Below are 16,241 nucleotides of genomic sequence, written 5' to 3' on the forward strand. Positions count from 1 at the left end.
GACCGGGCGCGCCGGGCCGCCGACGCCAGGGCACCCGTGTGACCGTCAGGCCCTCCGGTCGACCCGCCGGCGAAGCAGCCGGTTCAGCGCGACGGGTATCGGCGCGTACCGACGTTCACGGATTCAGTGCGACGCGGCACTGGCGCGCTCGACGAGCACGGTCGGGACGACGGAGGCCTCATCGGCGCCCGGAGCACCCTCGATGGCGTCCACCAGTGCCGACACCGCGCGGTGGGCGAGTGCGGCGAAATCCTGACGGATCGTGGTCAGCGGCGGACGGTAGTTCGCCGCCTCCGGCACATCGTCGAAACCGATCACCCCGACGTCTTCCGGCACGCGACGACCCGACTCGGAGAGGGCGCGCAGCAGCCCGAGCGCCATCTGGTCGTTGGCACAGAACACCGCGGGCGCCGAGAGCAGGTCCGCGCCTGCCGCGTACCCCGACTCGGCAGTCCAATCGCCGCGAACGACGGAGGGCGGGCGGACGTTCGCGGCGGTGAGCGTCTCGCGCCATCCTCGCTCCCGCTCTACGGCAGCGAAGGAGTCGGCGGGGCCGGCGAGGTGGTGGACGGTGGCGTAACCGAGATCGAGGAGTCGGGCAGTGGCGACGGCCGCACCGCCCGCATGGTCGCTGTGCACCGAGGCGAACCCGTCCTCGCGGGGAGCATCGACGACCACGAGCCGCAGCCCGGCCGGCCGCTGCGCGTCGGAGACCAGAGCCGATGCCTCGTTCAGGACGATCGCACCGTCGACCTCCTGCTCCGCCAGGCGATCGAACGCCTCGGCGACACCCTGGGCGGCGGTCACGAGGGTGACCGCATATCCGCGTTCCGCCGCCGCTTCGGCCGTGGCCTGCAGCATGCGGGAGTTGCCGACCGTGGCCAGAGTGGTGACCACGAGTCCGATCGTCTGCGAGCGGCCGGTGCGCAGGGCACGGGCGGCGCGGTGGGGACGGTAGCCGAGCTCGGCCATCGCGTGCTCGACACGGGCACGGGTGTCGGGGTCGACGCGAGGGCTGCCGTTGACGACGCGCGAGACCGTCTGCCCCGAGACGCCTGCGCGACTGGCGACCATGGCCATCGACACGCGCCCGGACGACGGTCGCCGACGGTCCGGCCCCGAATCCTCGACGCGGTCGTGCTCGCTCTGGCCCACCCGCATCCTCCATCCGCTGCGCGGTTGCGCCCGCATCCCGGCTCTTCTCGCCGCCCGGCTCTTCTCTCCGGGGGTGCCGGTGCACAACTCCGTCGTGTTGACGTTACCACGGCGCTGTGCGTACCATGTTTACGTGAACACGCACAATCTTCCCGAGTTGCGCGCCGAGACTCTCGGCGCCGGCGTCGTCAAACGCGCCACCACCCTCGCCGACGGCCGCGACCTCATCTACTACGACGACCCCGGCACCGCGCTCGGCGCCGACCGCGCCGTCGACGCCCGCGTTCTCGACCCTCGCCCCGACACCGCCACCATGCGTCTCGACGTGCTCACCGGCGATTGGATCACGGTCGCCGCGAACCGCCAGAACCGCGTGATGATGCCCGGCGCCGACGCCGATCCCCTGGCTCCGCAGACGCCGGGCAACCCGTCGGAAGTGCCCTCGCGCTACGACGTCGCGGTGTTCGAGAACCGCTCGCCCGCATTCGGCCCCGCCCTCGCCGAAGCGGTGGGCACCGCGCCCCAGGCGTCGAACGCACCGCGGGGGCTCGACGACCTCGCCGCCCTGGGCCTCGGCCGCACGCGCACCTCGGTCGGACGCTGCGAAGTCGTCTGCTTCAGCCCCGAGCACTCAGGATCCTTCGGCACGCAGTCCGTCACCCGTGCGCGCACCGTGATCGAAGCCTGGGCCGACCGCACGGCCGCGATCTCGCAGCTGCCGGGCATCGAGCAGATCTTCCCGTTCGAGAACCGCGGTGAGGCGATCGGCGTGACCCTGCCCCACCCGCACGGCCAGATCTACGCCTACCCGTACGTCACCCCTCGCACCGCTCGCGTGCTGGAGTCGATCGACCGCACGGCACCCGACCTGTTCCATCGCATCCTCGAGTCCGAGCAGGCATCCGAGCGCGTGGTGTTCCGCGGCGAGCACTGGACCGCGTTCGTGCCGTTCGCCGCGCGCTGGCCGCTCGAGGTGCACCTGATGCCGCACCGCCACGTGCCCGACTTCGCCGAGACCACCGAGGCCGAGCGCGACGAGCTCGCCCCGCTCTACCTGCGGCTGCTGCGCGGCGTCGACGCCCTCTACGACTCCCCGACCCCGTACATCGCGGCCTGGCATCAGGCACCCGTGCACGTCGGTCGCGACACCGTGCGCCTGCACCTGCAGCTGACGAGCCCCCGCCGTGCCGCCGACAAGCTGAAGTTCCTCGCCGGCTCCGAGGCCGCGATGTGGGCGTGGGCCGCAGAGGTGCCGCCGGAGGTCGGGGCCGCACGCCTCCGCGAAGCGATCGCACGCATCTCGCACGAGCAGACCACCCCTGGAGCAACCGCATGACCGCCGCACACGACGACGCCTGTGCCCTCTTCACGCGGCTCACCGGCCGCGAACCGGCGGGACTCTGGTCGGCGCCCGGACGCGTGAACCTCATCGGCGAGCACACCGACTACAACGACGGTTTCGTGCTCCCGTTCGCGATCCCGCAGCGCACGGTCGCCGCGGTCGGCCGGCGCGACGACGACCGCGGTCGCATCCTGGTCGGCTCCACTTTCGCGGAGGAGCCGGTCGAGGTCGGCCTCGACGAACTGGACCGGCTCTTCCCCACCGCACCCGGTGCGCATCCGGCGATCCCGGAATGGGCCGCCTATCCGCTCGGGGTCGCCTGGGCGCTGCGTCAGGCCGCGGCCGAGAGCGGTGCGTTCGGTGGACTCGACATCGCCATCGCCTCCGACGTGCCGGTGGGCGCGGGACTCTCCTCCTCCGCCGCGATCGAGGGGGCGACGGCATCCGCGCTGAACGAGCTGTGGGAAACCGGCTTCGACGGCACGGACCTCGCCCGCATCGGACGTCGGGCCGAGAACGAAGCCGTCGGCGCCCCCACCGGCATCATGGACCAGATGGCCTCGATGCTCGGGCGGCCCGACACCGCGATCTTCCTCGACTGCCGATCGCTGGAGACCGAGCTCGTGCCCCTCGCCGTCGCCGAGGCGGGCCTCGCGATCCTCGTGATCGACACGCGCGTCACGCACGCACACTCCACCGGCGGCTACCGCGAGCGCCGGGCTTCGTGCGAGCTCGGCGCCTCGATCCTGGAGGTGCCCGCACTGCGCGACGTCTCGGTCGACGACCTGACGCGTGCGCAGGAGCTGATGGACGAGGTGACCTTCCGTCGCGTGCGCCACATCGTCACCGAGAACCAGCGGGTGCTCGATACGGTGCGGGTGCTGCGTGAGCAGGGCGTGCGCGCGATCGGCGATCTCCTGATCGCCTCGCACGCGTCGATGCGCGATGACTTCGAGATCTCGACCCCCGAACTCGACACCGCGGTCGACACCGCACTGGCCGCCGGCGCCCTGGGCGCGCGGATGACCGGCGGCGGATTCGGCGGAGCCGCGATCGCGCTGGTCGAGCAGGATGCCGTCGCGTCGGTGTCGGACGCCGTGAACGCGGCCTTCGCGGCCTCCCGGTTCGCGGCACCGTTGCTGTTCACGGTCACGCCGTCCGCCGGCCCTCGCCGCGACGCCTGACAGAATGATCCATCGGGCCGCGACGACTGCGCGGCAGGAGAGGAATGCCATGTCCTGGATCGTCACCGGAGGTGCCGGCTACATCGGCGCCCACGTCGTGCGCGCACTCGCGGATGCAGGGCTCACCCCCGTCGTGCTCGACGATCTCTCGAGCGGGGTCGCGTCGTTCGTGCCCGAGGGCGTGGCGTTCGTGCAGGGGAGCATCCTCGACCGTGAACTCGTCGAGAAGACGCTGCGCGAGCACGAGGTCGAAGGCGTGATCCACGTCGCCGGTTTCAAATACGCCGGAGTCTCGGTGCAGCGTCCTCTGCACACGTACGCGCAGAACGTCGAGGGCACGCGGGTGATCCTCGAAGCCATGGAGGCCGCAGGGGTCTCGAACATCGTGTTCTCGTCGTCCGCAGCGGTGTTCGGCACTCCCGACGTCGCGCTCGTCGTGGAGGAGACCGCCAAGAAACCGGCCAGCCCCTACGGCGAGTCGAAACTCATCGGCGAATGGCTGCTGCGAGACCAGGCGATCGCGACGGCGGACTCCGAGCAGCCGCTGCGTCACACCTCGCTGCGGTACTTCAACGTGGTGGGCTCCGCCGACCCGACGGTCTACGACGTCAGCCCGCACAATCTCTTCCCGATCGTGTTCGAGGCACTGCTGGCAGGAAAGACTCCGCGCATCAACGGCGACGACTACGCCACCGAAGACGGCACCAACGTGCGCGACTATGTGCACGTGGGCGACATCGCGGCAGCCCACGTCGCGGCCGCTCAGCGCCTCTCCGACGGACGCCCGATCGAAGCCGCCTACAACCTCGGCTCCGGCGACGGACTCAGCGTGAAACAGATCATGGATGCCGTCGCACGCGTGACCGGCATCGACTTCACGCCCGAGATCGGACCGCGCCGCCCCGGGGACCCCGACCGCATCGTGGCGACGGGCGAGCTCGCGGCGCGCGACCTCGGCTGGACCATGCGGTACTCGGTCGACGAGATGGTGCGCACGGGGTGGGAAGCGCGGCAGGCCGCCCGCCCCTGACGGTCAGAGGTCGCGGGAGCGGATGGGGTAGAGCCAGAAGCAGAGCCAGGCGAGGGCGGTGAACCCGAGAGGGATCACCGCGAGCATCAGTCGGATGCCGCCGTCGACGCTGTCGGGCTGCGCGTCGCCGAGGGTGGCGTCGAAGCCGGATCCGGTGAGCACCACCGCGGCGACGATCGCCTGCAGCACCACCGAACCGCGCACGACGAAACCGTTCACCCCGAAGTAGGCGCCTTCTCGACGATGGCCGGTGCGCACGGCGTCTTCGTCGATGATCTGCGCGAGCATGACCTCGAGCAGCTGCAGCAGTCCGCCGACGCCCACGCCGACCGCGACACCGACCAGCGCCGCACCGAACACGGTGGACGGCGCGAGGTAGCCGAGCACCGCCACGCCGAACACCGCGACGCTCCACAGCACGGCCGTGCGCGGTGAGGTGCGGCGGACGATCGCGCTCCACAGCACGATCGAGGGGATCGCGGTCACGAAGATCGCCCCGAGCAGCAGGCTACCCTCCCCCTCCGGCGCGTGCAGGGAGTAGCGCACGTAGAACGGGATCGCGGCGAGGATCACCGCGATCGAGGTCTGCACGAACAGCGAGCCGAGCACGTAGGGGACGAAGGCGCGGTTGCGAAAGGTGTACTTCAGCTGGTCGACCCACCGCATCGCTTCCGATGACGCTTCCGATGCCGCTTCCGGGGCCCGGCGCTCGATCATCCCGCCGAAGAACGACCACACGAGCAGCACCAGGCAGACGGCGCCGAGCACGAGGGCCATGCCGGGCCATCCGATCGCGCCGTACAGAGCGGGGGCGCCGGCCGTGCCGAGGACCATTCCGAGGATCGCGAAGATCTGTCGCGGCACGTTGCCGCGGGCGCGCTCCTCGGTGGTGCGGAAGATCTCGGGGAACAGTGCCGAGATGTTCAGCACCACGACGACGAAGGCCACGTCATACACGGCCACGACGACGAGGAACCAGACGATGAGACCTGCGGCGGGAAGCTCGGGCGGCATCCACACCAGCGCGAAGGCGACCACGAGCGGCACGATGCCCAGGCCGACCCAGGGGATGCGCCGACCCCACGGCGTGCGCAGCCGGTCGGAGATCGTGCCGACGAGCGGGTTGAGCACGGCGTTCAGGATGCCGTGGGCGATCATCGCGACCGCCACCCACGTCGCCGGGACCGCGAGGTGCGACACATAGAAGTAGACGACGAAGGCCGAGAAGGTCTGCGCCATGAGCTGCGTCGGAAAGCCGGAGGCTCCGAACGCGATCGTCTGCGACCGGGTCGGCGCGGAGTCCAGACGTCGGTCGCGCACGCGATCGCGCAGAGATGTCACCGGGCGTCTCCCCTTTGCAGGTCGCGCAGGTCGCGCCAGCCGATGCGGACGAGCGCCTCATCCTCGATCGCCTGCAGCACGGCGGGGTCGCTCAGCAGTCGCAGCTCATAGCCGCGCTTCGCCGCACTGAAGTCCACGGCCGCGCGCAGCTCCTCATCGTCGACCATCGGATGCAGGTAGATCTCGGTGACCCCGGCCGGCACCGCTCGCAGCAGGGCGATGAAGCCGTCGCGCACCTGCTCGTACGTCTCCTCGTCGGGTGTGCCCTCGCGGAGGAGCTCGAACGGATGCGACCAGAGCCGGTCGATGATCTCCACGCCGTATGATTCAGCAGCCGCTGCCGCGCCATCGAGCTGAGCCTGCAACGCGGAATTCTCGCCCACCCCGTCCATGCTGCGGGGCAGCCGGAACGGGAGACCGTGCCGCGCGGCGAGCTCGAACACCGGGCGGAGGAAGTCTCGGCCGGTCACGAGTCCGTATACGGAGCCCATGTGGTTGTCGAGGTGCGTCACGTCGACGCCGGCGTCGAGCGCGGTCTGCAACTGGGCGGCGAGCTCGGCCGCGACATCGTCGTCGGAGGCGTTCTGTTCGACGGAGAGCACATCGATCGGGAAGAAGCCGGCGCCGTCGACGAGGCTCGTGGCGGTGCCGGTGAGCGGGCGCCACCGGTAGCGGGCCCATTCGCTGGTGAGGACGAGATGCACCCCGATGTCGAGGTCGGTGCGGGATGCCGCGAAGGCGAGGGCCTCGGGCGACCACGAGCACGGGATCATCACGGTCGTCGAGTCGATGCGCGCGGTCGTGAGCAGATCGACGATGGCGGTGTTCGCCGCATGACACATGCCGAAGTCATCCGCGTTGAGGATGATCGCCCGCGCGCCCGGGGCGAGACCGAGACGGTCGGCGAGATCGGAGGGTGCGGTCATCGGGGGATCCTGTCGGGTGATGGAGCGGCGATGCTCGGGCGGGTGGGACTCAACGGGGGTCTTTCGACGGGTCTTGTTCGAGGGGGTCTTTCGGATCGAGTGTGCTCAACGGGATGGGCTCAGCGGCCACCCTTCGGGGCGGGCGTGAGGATGCGGGTGAAGAGTTCGCCTCGGAGCGCAGCTGCGGCTTCGTCGATGGCTCCGACGAGCGAAGCCTCAGGCCCGAAAGAGGAGACGAGGAACCGCAGCGAGAGCTGCGCCTCATATTCACCGGCGATACGCTCGATCGCGGCGACGAGGGCAGGATGGGCCGCTTGACCGCTGAGGATGAACGCCTCCGGGTCGAGCACCAGTCCCACGCTGCCCGCCACGAGCACGATGCGGCGGGCGAGTTCGGAGACGATCTGGATCGCCGCCTCGTTCCCGACGACGGCCGCCTCCAGATGGTCGGCGAGTGTCGCCTCGGCATCGCGGCCGACGCCGAGGGCGAGGTCGCCGACCACGGCGTCGCCCACGAGGGGCGCTCCGATCGGGATGGGCGTCTGCGGCAGGTACATCACTTCGCCGGCGACCCCGGAGAATCCACGGTGCAGCGCGCCGTCGATCACGATGCCTGCTCCAAGTCCATCGTCGAGGAGGAGCAGCGCGAAGCTCGAGAGAGCGCCCCCCTCGCCGGAGGTGAGCTCGGCGAGGGCTGCGAGGTTGACGTCGTTCTCGATGCGGACGGGACAGTCGAGGGCCGCGGACAATGCCGCACGGAATGCCCCGCCGTCCGGGCCGAGGTCGTCGCGGATACCTCCGTCGGCGGTGACGATGCCGGGAACTCCGACGACCGCGAGATGGACGGCTCCCTTTGCGGCCTTCACCGAGCGACGACATTTCTCGACGAGGGCGACGATGTGGGCGACGCGGTTCTCTGCTTCGACGAACGGGGCGTGTTCCGCCGCACGCACGACGCCCGTCGCGTCGACGAGCACCACATGGGCGGCATGGTGATCGACGTGCACGGCCACCGCGAACCCCAGACGCGGATGCAGGGCGAAACGTCCAGCGGCAGGGCCTCGGGTGTCTCGATCGACACCCGCCGGAGCAACGGCCCCGGCGTTCTCGAGCATCCGCAGCACCTGCGTCACGGCCGTTCGCGACAGGCCTGTGGTGGACATCAGCTCGGAACGGGTCTGCGGCCCGCTGCGCGCGAGCGCCTCCAGGATCGCGCGGCCGTTGAGCGTGCGTAGCAGGCCCTGCGGTCCCGCGAGTGGTCTAGACATAGGTGTTCCGGAGTCGCCTCTCGTCTTCGCGTCCCGCGCCGATGTTCTGTGCCGGGCGCAGTGCCCGCAAGCATGCCACATCGTGTCGCACAGGTCGACACTTCGCACCGAGTCTGGTCGAGGTGGCGCAGCGCTCACCGCGCCGGGGTGGTCACTGCCGGTGGGGTCACTGCCGGTGGGGTCACTGCCGCTCATACCCTGAGCGGTGTCGAACTGTCGGCGACCGACCCGGTCGTTGTCCTGGTCGTTGTCGTTGCGGTAGTGGCAGGGTGTGGGGTGCGCCATTGTCGGGTGGGGTCCCACCAGGCGGGTCCGCGGACGTGTGGGGTGCCGTTTTTCATGTGGATGTCCCATCCGCTGGTGGTGAGGGTGCGGTGGTGGTGCCAGCAGAGGGCGACGCCGTTGTCGGTGTGGGTGGGTCCGCCTCTGGCGTGTTCGGTGACGTGGTGGATCTCGCACCACGTCGCGGGGACGTGGCAGCCGGGGATGAGGCATTCTTTGTCGCGGAGGGTGATCGCGCGGCGTTGGTGGGCGGTGAAGATGCGCTCCGATGTGTGGATGCCGATGATGCGCCCGTGCGGGTCGAACAGCACGCGTTGCACTCCGCCCGCGCAGGCGGTGTGTGCGGCGACGCGGGTGGGGACGGGGGTGTCGATGCCGTCGATGTGGGCCCATCCGTGTCCGGTGGCGTAGTCGTCGGCGGTGATGGTCACGATCAGGGTCGGGGCGGCGCCTCCCAGCCGGGGCATCTCGTCGTGGCGGGCCGCGATGCCCAGGACCGCGGCGAGGGTGTCGTGCTGCTTCTGCGCCCGCGAACGCGGGTCGACCATCCGCCCAGGGTCGTCACGGGGAAGGACGCCATCGTCCAAGCCCGTGGGGTCCTCGGTGGCACCGTGAGTCGAGGCCGCACTCACACTCGGACGCCCACCGGCATCGGAGGACGCAGCATCGTGTTCGTCGGAGGGGCGGAAGACGACTCCGGGCAGGGGTGGTCCGTCGACTTTGGGGTTCAGGTAGGCGTCGAAGATCCGTTGCAGTTGTCCGGCGACTTCGGGGAGCAACCCGCCCCGGATCGGGATCACCCCGTCCTTCACACGTCCGAGAACGATCCCGCGCGCCCGCATCGCGATGTCGTCTGCGGGTTCCGCCCCATCCGGGTCGAGGTACTGCACGATCACCTGCGCCAGGATCCGCAGATCTTCCGGCGTCGCCGGCGGCCCGGCGCTCTCTCGTTCATCGACGACACTCTCGTCCGCACCCGCACCCGCATCGGCATCGGCATCGGCACCGGCACCGGCACCGGCACCGGCATCGGCATCGGCGACAGGGATCCCCCGCGCATACGCCGCCAACTCCGCATCAGCGAGCAACCGGTCTGCGGTCCCGACCCGGGCACCGGCCTGTTCCACCGGGCCCGTCGCCGCCAACACTCCCGCCACCCCGACCGTCCCCTCCAGCATCGCCGCCCGCAACGCCGGCCACCGCGCCGGCAACCAGCCCCCAGACGACAACTCCACCTCGCGACGCACAGCCTTCGCCGCCTTCACCACCCGACCCGCACCGACCGCGTCCGCGCGCAGCACCCGCTGCAACAACTCGCCCATCGTGCGGCACCCGAACTTCCCACAGAACCCGAGCTCACCCGACCCCGCCGGGCGCGCATCGACAGACGCGACCGTCTCCACCACGACCGCATCCACCCGCCGCTGCACCTCCCCCGCCACCCGCAGAAGCTCCATCTTCACGTCATCCGACAACCCCGCCACCACGTCAGAGCGCAACACCGAATCCAGATCAGCAACGACCTGGCCCAGCAGCTCCACGGGAGTGTTCATACCCCCTAGTCAACCCGGGACCACCGACATTCCCACCCGGATAACCCCAGATCAGAGCAATATTCCAGAACACACCCCACGACCTCGAACACTCCACAGAAGCACCGGAAACCCACTTCTCCACACTTCTCGCAGCACGCGGCGCCACGACCCGCGAAAGTCCGACACCAGGCGCAGACTCGGTCCATCGACACAACGCCGCACACGAGGACTCGGAGGAACAACAGTGCCCCCATCGTCGACATCGACACCGATTCATCCGCCCTCGATTTGACGCTCGCGACTTCACGAATTAAATTACAGATCGGTAACGGTGGCATCCGGGGGGATCGACCGCCGAAAACACCTGCCCTCCCGGAAGGACCCCGTCACGAATTCCCTGCCACCCGAGCGCGTCCACGGCGCCTCGGACACCCCCGTCGAAGTGCCCGAATCGACCCGACCGCTTTTGCGGCGTGATCGGCGGCGCTCCGCGACCACGGATCCACAGGCTCCCCTGCCGGTGAACGCGGCGGACACAGCACCCGCACCGGATACCGCCGCGGCAGCGCCCCGCCCTGCGACGGAGGTCACCTCCGTTGTCTCCGCAGCCCAGGCAGCTGATGCAGCCCCCGCATCCGACGAAGCCCAGGCATCCGCACCCGCACCGACTCCCTCACCCGAGACAGCGCCCGCAACCGCAACCGCGGGGACTCCCTCACCTGAAACGGGAACCGCCGCTCACGCAGCACCCGCAGCCGACCCTTCACGCCCGCAGCCGCGGGAGGCTGGCCAGTCCCGCACCTGGGATCCTCGCCTGCGCCCCCGGCACCTAGCACCGAAGACAGCGCCGACGTCTCGCGCTCAAGTGCGCCGAGAGAAGCGCCAGTGGGCGAAAGCCAAGGCACTCGGCGCCACGCTCGCGATCGGCGTGCTGATCACCGGAGCAGCGCTTCCCGCACTCAACCCCGCCGGAGGCCCGGCTGCCGCCGCCAGCGCCGCCGTCTCCACCACAGCAGACGGCGCCTCGCAGTCCTACACGGCGAAGGACGAGATCCGCGCCGAGATCGCTCCCCGCGGGAGCTTCTCCGCCACCACACCGGAGGAGATCAAGGAGACTCGATCCCGGGCCGCCGCCGCTGCGATCGCTGCCGGCATGCCTCTCGGCAGCGCGATGGACATTCCTCTCGCCAGCCGCATCGTGATGCCGATGGCCGACGGGACGTACTCTTTCACCGACGGTTTCGGCGCCTCGCGCCCGGGCCGTTCGCACCTCGGCCAGGACTTCGCCGCCCCGGTCGGCACGCCGATCAACGCAGCGATGAAGGGCTGCGTCTCCCGATCGACCGAGAGCTACCAGGGCTACGGCGTGACGATCCAGATCGAGAGCATCGTCGACGGACAGGCCGTGAGTACCGTCTACTCGCACATGACCTACGGAAGTCGCGCGGTCGAGGTCGGCGACTGCGTCGAAGAGGGCCAGTACATCGGCGATGTCGGATCGACCGGATACGTGTTCGGCTCCTGCTTGCACTTCGAGGTCCATATCAACACCGTCGCCGTAGACCCGCTGCCGTGGCTCAAGAAGAACGTGAGCTGACCCGCACCCCTTGACTCCGCGTGCTCCACAGCGGTCACCGTAGGGTGGACGAATGAGCCCGCTGGTGATCCGTGACGCCCGCACCGAAGACGCCGATGACATTGCCGGCGTGCACGTCCGCGCGTGGCAGGCCGCCTATCGGGGACTCATCGACCAGTCCGTGCTCGACGGTCTCTCCGTCGACGAGAGGGCCGCGGGGTGGCGGCGCATCCTCGCCGAACCGCTGCCGACGAGCCTCGGGACCCTGGTGGCCGTACGCGACGAGACCGTCATCGGATGGGCGTCGCTCGGCTCGGGTCGCGACCCCGATGGCCTCGCCGACGGAGAGGTGTACGGCATCTACGCCGATCCCACCGCCTGGTCGACGGGCGCGGGTCATGCTCTGCTCGAAGCCGCCGAACAGCGGATCGCCGAGGCCGGCCACGACCGCGCCTACCTGTGGGTCCTCGACGGCAATGAGCGCGCCGACTCCTTCTACGCCCGCCATGGCTGGGTCGACGACGGCGCGATCAAGATCGAGGAGCGTCCGGAACTCACGCTGCGAGAACACCGCCGGGTGAAGCCGCTCACCGCCTGACCGCACACCATCCGGCACTCGCGACCCCGCACCAGTCGACTCCTGCCCAAACAAGCCTGCCCAAACAAGCCTGCCCAGTCGAGCCTGCTCAGTCGAGCGCGCTCATCACGTGCTTGATGCGCGTGTAGTCGTCGAATCCGTACTGCGACAGGTCTTTGCCGTAGCCGGAGTGCTTGAACCCGCCGTGAGGCATGTCCGACACGAACGGGATGTGCGTGTTGATCCACACGCATCCGAAATCGAGGTCACGCGAGAAGCGCATCGCCCGCGCGTGATCGGTGGTCCACACCGACGCGGCGAGCGCGTACGGCACGTCGTTCGCCATCGACAGCGCCTCATCGTCTTCGGAGAACGCCTGTACGGTGAGCACCGGCCCGAAGATCTCGCCCTGCACGACCTCGTCGTCCTGGCGCACGCCCGAGATGATCGTGGGTTCCCAGAAGTAGCCCCGGTCGCCCTGACGGCGTCCACCGGTCTCGACCGTCGCGTGCGCGGGGAGGCGATCGATGAAGCCCTGCACCTGCGCGAGCTGTGCCGCACTGCTCAGGGGGCCGTACAGCACACCCTCCTCGCGCGGCCCACCCGTGCGGGCGTGCGTCTTCGCCCTGGCGACCAGCGCAGCGACCAGCTCGTCGTGCCGAGAGGCGTGCACCAGCACCCGCGTGGCCGCGGTGCAGTCCTGCCCGCCGTTGAAGAAGGCGCCCGTGATGATGCCCTCGACGGCCTTCTCGATCGAGGCGTCCGAGAACACGATCGCCGGAGCCTTGCCGCCGAGCTCGAGGTGCACGCGCTTGACGTCGTTCGCGGCCGAGCGTGCGACGGCCATGCCCGCCCGCACCGAACCGGTGATCGCGACCATCTGCGGCGTGGGGTGCTCCACCAGCGCGACCCCGGTGTCCCGGTCGCCGAGCACGACGTTGAGGGTGCCTGCCGGTGTGTGCAGCGCGACGATCTCGGCCAGCAGCAGCGTGGTGAGCGGCGTGGACTCCGCGGGCTTCAGCACCACCGTGTTGCCGGCAGCGAGCGCGGGAGCGATCTTCCACACCGCCATGTTCAGGGGGTAGTTCCACGGGGTCACCTGCCCGATCACCCCGACGGGCTCGCGCCGCACGAACGAGGTGTGCCCGGCGAGGTACTCCCCTGCGGCCCTGCCCTCGAGGCTGCGAGCGGCACCGGCGAAGAAGCGCAGCTGGTCGACCGACTGCATGATCTCGTCGGCGACGAGGCTCGCGCGCGGCTTGCCGGTGTCCTGCGACTCGAGGTCGGCGAACTCCTCCGCCCGTGACTCCATCTCGTCGGCGATGCGGAACAGCGCCAGCTGTCGTTCGCCGGGCGTGGTGTCGCGCCAGATCGGGAAGGCGGCGGATGCGGCGGCATAGGCGGCATCCACGTCGCTGACGTCGGACACGGGGAGCTCACCGTACGTCTCTTCGGTGACAGGATCGAGGAGGGGGATCCGCCCGGCGCCGCTCGCGGGCACGTAACGGCCGCCGATGAAGTTCTGCAACGGCGCGGAGTTCTTCAGAAGGTCACTGGACATGAGGTCATCGTATCGACTCCAGTACGGAATCTGAAGATCTATCCAAAAGATTCGACTGAATCAGTTGCAGAATTGCAAGTCGGCTGACAATATCGACACATGAGCACGAAGCCGTCCCAGCCTGCCCTTGATGACATCTCGAAGCGCATCGTCGAACTGCTGCAGGAGGACGGCCGCCGCCCCTACGCCGAGATCGCCCGAGAGGTGGGCCTCAGCGAAGCCGCCGCCCGCCAGCGCGTGCAGCGGATGACCGAGGCCGGCATCATCCAGATCGTCGCCGTCACCGACCCGATGCAGCTCGGCTTCCACCGCATGTCGATGATCGGCATCCGCGTCTCGGGCAACCCGCGCGAGATCGCCCAGGAGCTCACCACGATCCCCGAGCTGGCGTACGTGGTCGTCACGCTCGGCACGTTCGACATCCTCGTCGAGGCCGTGTGCGAGAACGACGAGCACCTGATCGAACTCATCGCAACCCGCATCCGCACCATCCCCGGCATCACCCACACCGAGAGCCTGCTCTACGCAGGTCTCTACAAAGACCTCTACAACTGGGGCACGCGCTGAAGCGCGCCCCGTACACAACGGAGAGAACAATGGGCACCACCGTCTTCGAACGCCAGCAGCCGTCGCCGTCCATCATCGACGCCTCGCTCCGCGACACCGCCCTGCGGGTGTTCTGGCTCGACGATGTCGACCGTCCGACGCATCCTCGCCTGAACGGCACGGTCCGCGCCGACCTCGCCATCGTCGGCGGAGGGTACGCCGGGCTGTGGACGGCGGTGCGCGCCAAGGAACGCGACCCCGAGCGCCGCGTCATCCTGCTGGAGGCCTCGCGCATCGCCTGGGCCGCTTCCGGACGCAACGGCGGCTTCTGCGAGTCGAGCCTCACCCACGGACACGAGAACGGCGTGAACCGCTGGCCGGAGGAGATCGACCGGCTCGAAGAGCTGGGCCACCAGAACCTCGACGGCATCGGCGAGACGGTCGAGCGCTACGGCATGGATGCGGAGTTCGAGCGCACGGGGCAGCTGGCCGTCGCCGTCGAGCCGCACCAGGTCGAGTGGTACCGCGATGAGCCGGGCTTCCTCGACCGCGAAGCCGTGCAGGCCCAGGTGCACTCGGAGACGTTCCTCGCCGGCGACTGGGACCGCGACGGGTGTGCCATGGTGCACCCCGCCAAGCTGGGCGTGGAGCTGGCGCGCGTGGCCGCCGACCTGGGCGTCGAGATCTACGAGCACAGCCTGGTGCGCGCCATCGAGGGCGACGGATCGGGACCGATCACCCTGGTCACCCCGAACGGTCGGGTGACCGCGGATGCCGTGGCTCTCGGCACGAACGTGTTCCCCTCGCTCCTCAAGCGCAACCGCCTGATGACCGTACCCGTGTACGACTACGTGCTGATGACCGAGCCGCTCACGACCGAGCAGCTGGCGTCGATCGGCTGGTCGAACCGCCAGGGCCTCGCCGACAGCGCGAACCAGTTCCACTACTACCGGCTCACCGGCGACAACCGCATCCTGTTCGGCGGCTACGACGCGGTCTACCACTTCGGCGGAAAGGTGCGCCCAGAGTACGAGGACCGCATCGAGAGCCACCGCAAGCTCGCCTCGCACTTCTTCACGACGTTCCCGCAGCTGGAGGGCCTGCGCTTCACCCACCGCTGGGCCGGGGCGATCGACTCGTCGAGCAGGTTCTGCGCCTTCTTCGGCACCGCCCGCAAGGGCCGTGTGGCGTACGCGACCGGATTCACCGGACTCGGCGTGGGCGCTGCGCGCTTCGCGGCCGACGTCATGCTCGACAAGCTCGACGGCAGCGAGACCGAGCGCACGGAGCTGCGGATGGTGCGCGAGAAGCCCATCCCGTTCCCGCCCGAGCCTGCGGCCTCGATCGGCGTCAACCTGGTGCGGGCCGCGATGAACCAGGCCGACCACAACGAGGGCAAGCGCAACCTGTTCCTCAAGACGCTCGACGCCGTCGGAATGGGCTTCGACTCGTGAACGGTCTCGCCGCAGGGGCGGGAGTGGATGCCGGCGCCCTGGCACTCGACCACGAGCCGCTCCCTGCCGAAGAGGTGCTCGCCGGTTCGCCGACGACCGCCGTGCACGAGCTGGCGACGCTCGGCGGGATCGAGGTCGGCATCTGGGAGATGACCCCGGGCACCGCGACCGACACCGAGGCCGACGAGGTGTTCGTCGTGCTGTCCGGCAGCGCCACGATCGCGTTCGCCTCATCCGGCCTCCCCGACCTCGAGGTCGGCCCCGGCTCGGTGGTGCGCCTCGCCGAGGGCATGCGCACGACCTGGACCGTCACCGAGACGCTCCGCAAGGTGTACGTGGCCTGACGCCGCCCCGCGTTCGAATCGCGGGGGGGGGGGGCGGGCCCCCGGGGCGGGGCGGGCGGGGCGGCGGGGCAGCCCCCCCCCCGAGCGCCTTCCGCACCCCCCGCGAGCTGCCCCACGACC

The 16,241-nt window shown here is 69.7% G+C and carries 14 protein-coding genes; 8 read left to right on the forward strand and 6 right to left on the reverse strand.

Going from position 1 to position 16,241, the window contains the following annotated elements; all coding sequences use genetic code 11:
• Nucleotides 1-123: 123 nt before the first annotated feature.
• Nucleotides 124-1,080 carry a LacI family DNA-binding transcriptional regulator gene (locus ACFVWL_RS03930; RefSeq protein ID WP_387180906.1) on the reverse strand — a complete coding sequence of 319 codons (957 nt, stop codon included), beginning with the start codon at nt 1,078-1,080 and terminating at the stop codon, nt 124-126.
• A 208-nt stretch (nt 1,081-1,288) separates the two neighbouring features.
• Between ACFVWL_RS03930 and galT the strand changes: the two genes are divergently transcribed.
• From galT to galE, 3 genes are read left to right on the forward strand one after another with little or no spacing between them, the layout of a single operon-like run.
• A complete protein-coding gene (gene galT / locus ACFVWL_RS03935; protein WP_387178749.1) occupies nt 1,289-2,491 on the forward strand; it encodes a galactose-1-phosphate uridylyltransferase in 1,203 nt (400 codons plus the stop codon).
• Complete coding sequence (gene galK, locus ACFVWL_RS03940) at nt 2,488-3,681, forward strand: galactokinase (RefSeq protein WP_387178752.1); 1,194 nt, start codon at nt 2,488-2,490, stop codon at nt 3,679-3,681. The genes galT and galK overlap by 4 nt, the downstream gene beginning before the upstream one ends.
• 49 nt (nt 3,682-3,730) lie before the next feature.
• The gene (gene galE / locus ACFVWL_RS03945) at nt 3,731-4,711 is read left to right on the forward strand and encodes a UDP-glucose 4-epimerase GalE (RefSeq protein ID WP_387178755.1); all 981 of its coding nucleotides are present in this window, start codon (nt 3,731-3,733) and stop codon (nt 4,709-4,711) included.
• A gap of 3 nt (nt 4,712-4,714) precedes the next feature.
• Here galE and ACFVWL_RS03950 read toward each other — a convergent pair whose 3' ends face one another.
• The 4 genes from ACFVWL_RS03950 to ACFVWL_RS03965 form a co-directional block, all read right to left on the reverse strand.
• Complete coding sequence (locus tag ACFVWL_RS03950) at nt 4,715-6,052, reverse strand: MFS transporter (RefSeq protein WP_387178758.1); 1,338 nt, start codon at nt 6,050-6,052, stop codon at nt 4,715-4,717.
• Nucleotides 6,049-6,978, reverse strand: a complete 930-nt coding sequence (locus ACFVWL_RS03955; RefSeq protein WP_387178761.1) for a polysaccharide deacetylase family protein — start codon at nt 6,976-6,978, stop codon at nt 6,049-6,051. Before ACFVWL_RS03955 ends, ACFVWL_RS03950 begins: the two co-directional genes overlap by 4 nt.
• A 119-nt stretch (nt 6,979-7,097) precedes the next feature.
• Nucleotides 7,098-8,246, reverse strand: coding sequence for an ROK family protein (locus ACFVWL_RS03960; RefSeq protein WP_387178764.1), 1,149 nt, complete (start codon nt 8,244-8,246; stop codon nt 7,098-7,100).
• 191 nt (nt 8,247-8,437) lie between these two features.
• Nucleotides 8,438-10,081, reverse strand: a complete 1,644-nt coding sequence (locus ACFVWL_RS03965) for a DUF222 domain-containing protein (protein WP_387178768.1) — start codon at nt 10,079-10,081, stop codon at nt 8,438-8,440.
• A gap of 847 nt (nt 10,082-10,928) precedes the next feature.
• On the opposite strand from ACFVWL_RS03965, the gene ACFVWL_RS03970 reads away from it, so the two are divergent.
• Together ACFVWL_RS03970 and ACFVWL_RS03975 are read left to right on the forward strand one after the other, a co-directional pair.
• Complete coding sequence (locus ACFVWL_RS03970) at nt 10,929-11,660, forward strand: M23 family metallopeptidase (protein WP_387178771.1); 732 nt, start codon at nt 10,929-10,931, stop codon at nt 11,658-11,660.
• 52 nt (nt 11,661-11,712) lie between these two features.
• Nucleotides 11,713-12,237, forward strand: a complete 525-nt coding sequence (locus tag ACFVWL_RS03975; protein WP_387178774.1) for a GNAT family N-acetyltransferase — start codon at nt 11,713-11,715, stop codon at nt 12,235-12,237.
• Between the two features lie 88 nt (nt 12,238-12,325).
• Here ACFVWL_RS03975 and ACFVWL_RS03980 read toward each other — a convergent pair whose 3' ends face one another.
• Nucleotides 12,326-13,777 carry a gamma-aminobutyraldehyde dehydrogenase gene (locus ACFVWL_RS03980; RefSeq protein ID WP_387178777.1) on the reverse strand — a complete coding sequence of 484 codons (1,452 nt, stop codon included), beginning with the start codon at nt 13,775-13,777 and terminating at the stop codon, nt 12,326-12,328.
• Between the two features lie 99 nt (nt 13,778-13,876).
• Between ACFVWL_RS03980 and ACFVWL_RS03985 the strand changes: the two genes are divergently transcribed.
• The 3 genes from ACFVWL_RS03985 to ACFVWL_RS03995 are packed head-to-tail and all read left to right on the forward strand — an operon-like array spanning nt 13,877 to nt 16,121.
• The gene (locus ACFVWL_RS03985) at nt 13,877-14,344 is read left to right on the forward strand and encodes an Lrp/AsnC family transcriptional regulator (protein ID WP_046747577.1); all 468 of its coding nucleotides are present in this window, start codon (nt 13,877-13,879) and stop codon (nt 14,342-14,344) included.
• A 29-nt stretch (nt 14,345-14,373) separates the two neighbouring features.
• A complete protein-coding gene (locus ACFVWL_RS03990) occupies nt 14,374-15,777 on the forward strand; it encodes an NAD(P)/FAD-dependent oxidoreductase (protein WP_387178780.1) in 1,404 nt (467 codons plus the stop codon).
• Entirely contained in the window at nt 15,774-16,121 is a 348-nt protein-coding gene (locus ACFVWL_RS03995) for a cupin domain-containing protein (RefSeq protein ID WP_387178783.1), read from the forward strand. The genes ACFVWL_RS03990 and ACFVWL_RS03995 overlap by 4 nt, the downstream gene beginning before the upstream one ends.
• Nucleotides 16,122-16,241 lie beyond the last annotated feature (120 nt).

It is taken from the genome of Microbacterium sp. NPDC058269 (genome assembly GCF_042881445.1).
Lineage (GTDB): Bacteria > Actinomycetota > Actinomycetes > Actinomycetales > Microbacteriaceae > Microbacterium.

Bases quoted from the DNA above. Each gene is read 5' to 3' on its own strand.
- ACFVWL_RS03930 (WP_387180906.1), bottom strand. From the start codon at position 1,080: ATGGCCATGGTCGCCAGTCGCGCAGGCGTCTCGGGGCAGACGGTCTCG.
- galK (WP_387178752.1), top strand. From the start codon at position 2,488: ATGACCGCCGCACACGACGACGCCTGTGCCCTCTTCACGCGGCTCACC.
- galE (WP_387178755.1), top strand. From the start codon at position 3,731: ATGTCCTGGATCGTCACCGGAGGTGCCGGCTACATCGGCGCCCACGTC.
- ACFVWL_RS03955 (WP_387178761.1), bottom strand. From the start codon at position 6,978: ATGACCGCACCCTCCGATCTCGCCGACCGTCTCGGTCTCGCCCCGGGC.
- ACFVWL_RS03960 (WP_387178764.1), bottom strand. From the start codon at position 8,246: ATGTCTAGACCACTCGCGGGACCGCAGGGCCTGCTACGCACGCTCAAC.
- ACFVWL_RS03965 (WP_387178768.1), bottom strand. From the start codon at position 10,081: ATGAACACTCCCGTGGAGCTGCTGGGCCAGGTCGTTGCTGATCTGGAT.
- ACFVWL_RS03975 (WP_387178774.1), top strand. From the start codon at position 11,713: ATGAGCCCGCTGGTGATCCGTGACGCCCGCACCGAAGACGCCGATGAC.
- ACFVWL_RS03980 (WP_387178777.1), bottom strand. From the start codon at position 13,777: ATGTCCAGTGACCTTCTGAAGAACTCCGCGCCGTTGCAGAACTTCATC.
- ACFVWL_RS03985 (WP_046747577.1), top strand. From the start codon at position 13,877: ATGAGCACGAAGCCGTCCCAGCCTGCCCTTGATGACATCTCGAAGCGC.
- ACFVWL_RS03990 (WP_387178780.1), top strand. From the start codon at position 14,374: ATGGGCACCACCGTCTTCGAACGCCAGCAGCCGTCGCCGTCCATCATC.